The organism is Sulfoacidibacillus ferrooxidans (genome assembly GCF_022606465.1).
Classification (GTDB): Bacteria; Bacillota; Bacilli; order Alicyclobacillales; family SLC66; genus Sulfoacidibacillus; species Sulfoacidibacillus ferrooxidans.
The window spans coordinates 1-8,487 of record NZ_JALBUF010000033.1 but is presented as its reverse complement, the minus strand read 5'-3'; the positions used below and the strand labels follow the sequence as shown (position 1 = coordinate 8,487).

General features: G+C 48.7%; 4 protein-coding genes and 1 pseudogene. All 5 read right to left on the bottom strand.

Going from position 1 to position 8,487, the window contains the following annotated elements; all coding sequences use genetic code 11:
* A partial coding sequence (locus tag MM817_RS15800) for a hypothetical protein (RefSeq protein WP_419723427.1) occupies positions 1-214 on the bottom strand: 214 nt, incomplete at its 3' end.
* Between the two features lie 4 nt (positions 215-218).
* Positions 219-833 (bottom strand): TlpA family protein disulfide reductase, encoded by a 615-nt coding sequence (locus MM817_RS15795; protein WP_241716913.1) that lies wholly within the window; start codon positions 831-833, stop codon positions 219-221.
* Between the two features lie 98 nt (positions 834-931).
* On the bottom strand, positions 932-2,203 hold the full coding sequence (locus MM817_RS15790; protein ID WP_241716911.1) for a transglycosylase SLT domain-containing protein: 1,272 nt from the start codon (positions 2,201-2,203) through the stop codon (positions 932-934).
* A gap of 181 nt (positions 2,204-2,384) precedes the next feature.
* A complete protein-coding gene (locus MM817_RS15785) occupies positions 2,385-7,211 on the bottom strand; it encodes a beta strand repeat-containing protein (RefSeq protein WP_241716910.1) in 4,827 nt (1,608 codons plus the stop codon).
* A 26-nt stretch (positions 7,212-7,237) separates the two neighbouring features.
* Positions 7,238-8,487: pseudogene (locus tag MM817_RS15780) on the bottom strand (hypothetical protein); the annotation flags it as partial.

The following is an 8,487-nucleotide window of genomic DNA, read 5'->3' as shown; positions in this document are numbered from 1 at the left end:
TCGCTTGTGTTCCGATATAGACGACACGAGCGTTAGCGCGGCGGATCAGGTGAATCAGATCAATGGTGTCTTGCCTTGTCTGAGCAAACCACTCTGTGAGTACAACGACATCCCCTGCTTGAAACGGCGTGTCTTTGGCCATTTGGGGATATTGCAGCCACTGAGATCCAACAAATCGTTCGCGCACATCGGTTTCAAAGGTGACATACAGCATCGTTTTACCCCCTGACCCCGTGTATGACGTCCGACCAGGTGTGTATCGGATCAGTCGGTTCACCATCCATCGCTACCCACGTATGATCAACCTGCCCTACGATCATCGGTACGCCTTGAATGATGTTGTTGATCGGACTCGTTGGCATGACATAATCGATGGCACTTGCAGGAACGGAAATACCTGCCTCATGCAAGCCGGATGCCGTCAGTGCTTTCGCTTGGGCAAGCGTGGTGACCGTTTTTCCATTCGCATCGAGATACACGCTGACAAGTTGCACATCCTTGAGATCACCTAGTTGTTGTAGGTTTTGCAGCGCTGCATGACAATGCGGACACCACCAAGCAAAAAATAACAGAGGTTTCGTTGTAGGCATCTGAATCGTTTGGCCACTTGCATTGACGATCTGATGGGCAAACAACGGTGTTACATCATAGGGCTTCATAAACCCATCGACGATCGACGTATCTTGGCTAGAGCTATGCGTGATAGGTGCTGTTTGCTCTATCTTAGAAACAGGTTTCGTAGCATGAACGGACGCCTGTTGTGTACCACATCCACTTAAAAGACCCATGATCGCTAGACTTCCTGCAGTCCATTTCCACACTTGATGATTCAAAACAATCGCTCCCTTAGATAATTTCTGTGTTTCTATTCATAGACTAACGGAAAAAGCAAGCATAAAACTCTCCATTTTCAATCCACTTTTTTCACATCTTAATACCCGTGATACACGCCTGTACCTGCAACCACACCAGGAATGTTCGTTGGGTTTCCCCACGCTGATTCAATATGTCCAATGGCCGAAATCGCATTGTCTAATGGGTTCCAAATATCTGTATACGCACCGAGATGATCGCTGACAAACGTGCTCGGAAGCATTTGCATGAGACCTGACGCATGTTCTCCATCGACAAGAATGGGGTCCACCGCATCTGGATTCCCACCGGATTCATGCATGACGATGATGGCTAAGTAGGGCAACCAACTTTCATTGACACCACCCGATATGTCATGAGCCGTGTTGTAGGCCATGACGATGCCAATGGCTTGTTGTAAAATGGACATCACCTTTGCGCTTGGTAACGGTTCATTCGATCCAGCAGGCGGTAGTCCACCTGTTTGAAACACCATGTTGAATCCAGAGACCATGTGTTGCACATACGGATCACCCAGCGATGGATCGACCGCTCCGATCATGCCCGCTAACACATCACGATTCGCGCTATCCTCGATAAACGTTCCTTGTTGCGTCTTAATATGAGCGAATAGATTCCACACTTTGGACCACGAATAGGTCCTATGGCTACTTAGCAACTCCCACGTCGATGTCCATACTCCATCAGGGCATCCAGCATACCCTGTCTTCACATCGACATACGTATCGGTTAACGTGCCATCCCACGTGTTGGCGTAGGAGAGGAACGTCACTGGAGTCTCTTGTTGGTTCTCGACACACGTGGTTTTGCACGTTCCTTTGGGTGTACACGTCGTCACATCATGAAAGGTTTCCTTGATGTCCACTTCATGAATCCACGTATATTGTGGCGTGAAGTAGCCATAGTACAGGCTGGCTTGTAGCGGTTGAAGATTGTTCACGACTTTCCCTATACTCATCAACAGAGCGGATGGAACATTGACTTGTTGCGTCTGCACTTGTTCGATCTGTGATGCGTCCAGTCCCGTTTGCCACTGGTTAGCTACGATTTGCTCGCGCTTTTGCAACACATGCTCTTGAATCTGTTGCGTCTGAGATAACGTTACTTGACCATTCGCTGACACCGTTCCGTTTCCGCTAGCCGTAAAATCCCCAATAAAAAAGGCGAAAATAGAACCTGCCACAAGAATGCCAAACATAGCGAGCAGCATACCCGGTCCCACAAAGTACATGAATCCTTTCACGATCAGCCAAAGGATCAGTTCATTACGATTGGTCGGTATTTTTGAAATGGGCGATAGCAGTCGCAACCACTTTTTCAGATGGTTCACCTCCTTGCTCATCAAGCATAGAAGAAAGTCAACCCTAAAAACTCTCCATTTTCACTACTCTTTTTTTGCGCAAAAAAAAATTCGCCTTCAACCTGCAAGGCGAACAAACAGAACCACCATCATGTCGTGCCACAGACAAAAGACCGCTTAGAGAGTGTCTCCAAGCGGTCTTTTGCGTGAATCAAGGTCCCTTCAATTCTGGATTTGCGTTCAAAAACGCCGCATCTTGCGCATTGACTTGCGCCGGTGTCGTTGGCATGCTTTCTCCATCCGTCGGATCATTGTTTAGCTTGACCCATGTGATACCGGTTTGAGGTACACTGCTATTCGGTACTTGGTGGATAAAGTACCATGTCGGATCGTTAAACAACTGCGCAATATTCGGTATGGTTGTGATCACCGAACCGCAATTCGTATTGACGGTAATCGTCGCTGTGATCGTTGCTGCTGTACTGGCGTCACCTGTCATATTCCACGCCGCTAATTCAAGATGTTGTTGTCCATCCAAGCGGTTGACGTACTTAGGAATCGGCGTATAGGCTGATGCGTATTGGCCAGCATAAGGCGCATACCCATTGGCCCCATCATACGGATTGATGATGTCCACTCGATCCAATGTGGCTGTGTCCAAATTGGTTGGATACTTCGTTGTAGGCGTTTCTGTCCATGTGCGTGTCGTTCCGTCTGGGTTTTTCATGACAAAGGTCACATCCATCGACTGCATCACGTCAAACGGACTCCCCGTCCATAAAATCCTAAACCCAAATCCACCTGCAGGACGTACATACACATAGGGTGCGCCGTTCACACCAGCATACGGATTGGTATACGTCGGTAACTGCTGTCCTGTTATGGTGTCGTCAACGGTCACCAATCGGTTGACTTGAGTGGCTGTTTGATTACTATCTGACCACGGATCACCAGGTACTCCGGGATCCATGAGCAACCCACTAATTTCTAGGTTCTGTAGATTGTCCACGTAGATATGATCATACGTGACAGGCTCGTCCACCCATTGATACGTGGTGTAATCCCCTGTACAGACTCCCTCCACACCAGTATGTGTCGTGGCTTGTAGCACCCAATTCGTATCCATCCATGTTAACTTGTCATATCCTTGACTGGTACACGACGTGCTTTGTTCAAGCACTTGTTCGATCGGTTTCTGTGGAACGCTACCATTTTGACAAGAAGACAACAAAGACGCTGTCCAGGTCACGCTCGCTGTATTCGACTGATAGGCATTATTCACATACACAGCTCCCGCTTGGTATGTCGTCACATAGGCGATAAACGTATCGGTTTGCGCGCTTTGTTCCGTGACTTGTGCCGTGACCGAACCTGAAAAGCTGCCTCCCACATAACGATCCGTCGTTTCATCGAAAATCTTCAGCCATTGCGTGTCATTGTCAGTGTAGCCGCTTGCTATCGTAGCGGTCAGTGTAGACGATTGTCCCACTTGTACAGAGGTTGGATTTGCCGTTAACGTCACATCCACTGATTGTTGCCCCTGTAACCACGTAACGCTGACTGTATTGGACGTTGCGAGCACTTGATTGGATGCATTGTACAACACAGCTGTATAGCTGACCGTTTCTGGAACGTTCGCAACGGCTGTCGTAGACAACGTAGAGGTCTGCGAGTTCTCTGTTTGCGCACTACCGTTAAGTAGCGTGTTATCGTAATCGTCATCCATCAAGTGCAGATAATCTCCGTTTTGAAACCCAGTTGACGTCACTTGTAGAATAGAAGGATCGTTCACCGCGAGTGATGTGGGCGATGCGCTTAGTGTGACAGTAGGTGCAGACGTTGGTTGACCCCAGTCAATCGTTGCTGTTTCCCCTGTGGCACACTGAGAATTGCTATCGTAGGTCAATTCAAGATTGCCTGTCGAATTGGTTCCTTTTTCTACAGTTAGCGTTCCTTGTCCTTGATTGTTCAGTGTGATAGCCGTTAGCTGACTGCCGTAAGTGCCACCCACTATCGTTCCTCCACCAACATCGATACTCACACCTACCGTATCTCCAGCATTTCCATCAATCGTTACGGTTTCGTTATTATCGGTTGTGGTATAAACACTGGCAGAAAAATGCGGTGGTATAGGACATGCGCTAGTTGTCGACCAGTCAATCGTTGCTGTTTCCCCTGTGGTACAATCGTCCGTATCCCCTGTAACCGTCACAGTAGAAGTCGTTGCGCCTGCGCTTTGATCAATGGTAACACTTGTTTGTCCATCTGCTGGAATGGTCGTTTGCGTGGTTGTTTGCCCATTTGCAAAGGTTCCATCTGTCACAGTAAGTGTCACTGTATCTCCTGCTTCACCCGTCACTCCTACGGCATAGGTATCCCCTGTGGCTGTGCCACCTGTTACAGATGGAGGTAATGTACATGCTTGCGCTTGTTCGCTCCATTCTACACTCTGTACATTAGAAGTTAATGCAACACTGCCTCCAACTGCATTGTCATAGCTTGATTCGGCCATGAACGTTACGGTTTGTGCTATTGTTGATGTTGCTTGAACTGTGGTGCTCCCATCTAACACGCCTATGTTGATCCCGTACCCCTCTAATCTTCTTAGACCATGACCACCGCTTGCTCCGTACACAGGGACAGAGTTAGGCCACACGTTCTGTTCACTAGCCAAAAGTTCTACATCGTTACCATCACTACTTCCTGTGACAGTAATCGTTGAAGCATCATTCACGGCTAAATGGGTAGGGTTAGCACTTACTATCAATCCAACAAAGTTGATTGTGAGTTGTGCTGTATAGGTTTGACCGCTAGGACTGTTTAAGACGGCTGTATAGGTATCTGTTTGTGGAACAGACGAGTCTACAACAGCCTGTGATCCTGCTTGGTTTTGCGCTTGGTTAGGTATCTGTAAACTAGCTGTTCCTGATCCACCTGATGCTGATAGCGTCCAACCAACAGGGAATGTACCCAAATTTGAGTCTAGCATAGGATTCGTATAGACCGCCGTTGTTCCATTATTATCAATTCCAGGATACAAAGAGATCGGTACACTAGTATTCACAGGAACTGTGATGGTGGTCTCATAATTAGGGCCACTAACTGTACCACCGAAAGTAAAGAATCCTGCATCATTCGGATTTTCTACACATCCATTGGGTGGGCATGTAGGGTTAGTGCTGCTCCCCGACTCAAAATTGAGCGTCAGGCAATCGCTCGAACCATTGACACCAATGTCTACCGTTTCAGCCGTTTGATCTTGAATGCCTGTGCTGACTTCACCATTTCGACCGACAGTCATCGTATCCGTGCTTAATCCATTATTGAACACGGCACTTCCTGAAGCGGTTAATGTGACCGTTTCGCCCTGCTGTAACCCAGATACGTAGATGATCGTACCTTGATTCACACCAGTTTGCGGATCGGTTGTTCCAGCTGTGAGATCGTAGTTTCCACAAGCATTGGTAGGTGTAGCAGATGCAAACGTTACGTTCGTCGTAGCCGTCGCACAATCGGAATTGGTTTCATCCGTTGCACTCACCGTATACGTCGTTCCTGCTTGTCCAGTGAGTGTGACTGTTGTTGATCCTGTGACGATGGTCTGCGATAGGGTACCGCCATGATTCACCGATAACGCAAGAGCATTTCCGCTTGGATCGGACACGTTGATCGTATCTGTTGTCCCCGATGGCGTGCCAGCCGTTAGTGAAGCAGGTTCGGCGCACGAAGCCGTAGGAGCATTCCATGTCACATACACAGGCGACGAGCTAATGTATTCCCCGTTAACCTCAACTACTGCATCGTATTCCACGGTTTCGGCTGTATTCGCTACGACATTCGAATCGGTGAATGTCGATTGCCCAATGGTCCCCTCTGCCTGGTTGCTTCCTTGCAACGTGTCATCGTTACTCATGTCATGCAAATAAATAGCACTGTTTGAAGGCATGGCACCCGAATAACTAGCAGTTAACGTAACGTCTGTGCCCACCGTTGTGCTCGTTGGATTCGCTGTGAGCGTTAATGCGCCGCTAGCTGGTGCTCGCACCGTGAACGTGGTCGTCGTAGCGGGAGCGAAGCGATCCCGATAGTCCGATACATCGTACGTGACCGAGTAGGTTCCAGCCGTAAGGTCTTGGGTATTGACGTTGATGGTGTCCGAATACGAACCATCACCCGTATTCATTTCGTACATCGTTCCACCGCTTGGTGTCTGAATCGGAGCTTCACCATCATTACCTGCAAAGGTGATATCCGACTGTGGCACGGACGCCCCTGTTGCTGCATTCGTGATCGACACGCCCGCATAGTGATAGTCTGTACCATACGCACTGACCGTCCCTGTGCCTGTGAGTGTCTCCGTTTGACCTTGCCCGATGATCGGGTTACTCGCACTAATGGACGCTGTGGGTTTCGGTGTGACAATCACGTCTACAGGTCCTAGACCATTCGATCCGCTCACCAGTTCATCGCCTGAATCAAGGACGATGGCAGGGAAATCGTAGAGCGGGAACATCTCGTCGGTTGTTTTGTCTTGGAACTCGGCATCGTACTCTTCTCCATCGGCAATAGACGTGCTAGATTCAGCTTGATCCACATAGGCTAGATTGCCATTTAATGCATTGACCCAAGCGGATCGTTCGGTGTTCGATATCATCAAGTAGCCATTATCACTTGTGACTGGCACAAGGTTGTTTGCCACTTCATCCACGTGCCAGAGTTGACCTGAGCCACTATTGAAGCCACTTAACGAAACGTTTTCGGGGGCGTATTCGAATATGGCATTTGAAAATTGGTGAAGTTGCAATCCTGGTATAGTGCTGCCATACAACGTAAACGGCGTATTGTTGTTGCTGTTCTGGTAAGGCTGTCCGTTGGAACCTAAAATGGTCACTTGCCCATCATAATAGCCAAGCGTTCCGGCTGTCCCTACTTGCGTGCCGTTGCCTACATACGATTGGGCAAAAGCCGCCGTGCCATCAGACGCAAATAACGACGATAAGAGCACCAGAGACGAAAGAATTGACCATCGTTTCTTCACATTGCATTCACCATCCTCTTCCAGAATCACATGCCAGCACTTTGTTGTTGTACTTCAGGAACCCCAGCATCCGTGAATTCTATAGCAGAACCATAGCCCGCACCTACAGGCATGGGATCTAAGTTAACGCCCGCAACTCCTTGGGTCTTTACATATATGGGATTCGACGGATCGGTTGTTGCCCCATTTTGTGGATTAGTTGATGCATACTGATGTCCAATAACGGAATCAAAAGACTGATAGCTTTTTCCACCGTTCGTACTAGCCGTCAGATGGCTTCCACCGGAAATACCCAATAAAAATGAACTGTGAATCGAAAAACCTGGCGCTGTCCACAACAGATCAGGTTGATTGCCACTACCACCAATTTTCTTAAAGGTGATGGTCGATGCGTAAACAAGACTTTGTTTTAATTCAGACAATGAGTGACTTGCGCTCCACGTCGAACCTTCGGACAATGTATACGTGTTGTACGGCGCAAAGGCGAAGTGATACACGCCATTGCTCGTTTCGTACCAACCTTTTTGTGAGGTCACAAAATTTTGTTCCAACTGGTTTAACTGGCTCACGGTCAGGTCTCCACTGGTCGGCACACCCGTGTTCAAGTCATAGAAGTTCGCCCATTGCACGGCGTTTCCGTCACCAGGATTCCACGAGAGTTGCAGCGGAGAATTTTTCGGAATCCCCATGCTCCACATGTACTGTTCATCCATCGTGTTCGCTGTTGCAGGATCGTTTGAACCAAACAGCGTTGCCGAATCAGCCGTGATGTAGCCGTGGTATAACGCGTCATACACCATGCTCCAATCCGCTTGGGGCACGTCTGTATACGGATCTTTCGGTGGAGTAAGCTTTTCGTATTCATTCGAGTAAATCCCCGTAGTAGGTGCGACCGTGTGCATCGACTGATAAAACGCAATCACTGCATCGAGCTTCGTCGCCATGCCATTTGTAGGCGTCTTGGTACTGGTTGTAGACGGCGTACTTGTGCTCGTTGTAGACGTCTTTGTGCTTGCTCCACTCGCAGTTCCTATCGTCCACGTTGTGCCGTTCCACGTATCCGTCGTGATCCCTACATTGTTGAGCAACTGCTGGACATACCAGATCGGCATGTACGTGGTTGAATTGCCATCACTCGTCGGATCGTTCGCCACCATCGTCGGAATCTCATACTCCACCAACTGCCCATTCACCGAGATCAGCGTATGTCCCGTTTTCGCTACAATGTGTAAGGCTGTCGCGTTATTTGGCGAGGTGACCGCCCATACATGCCCGT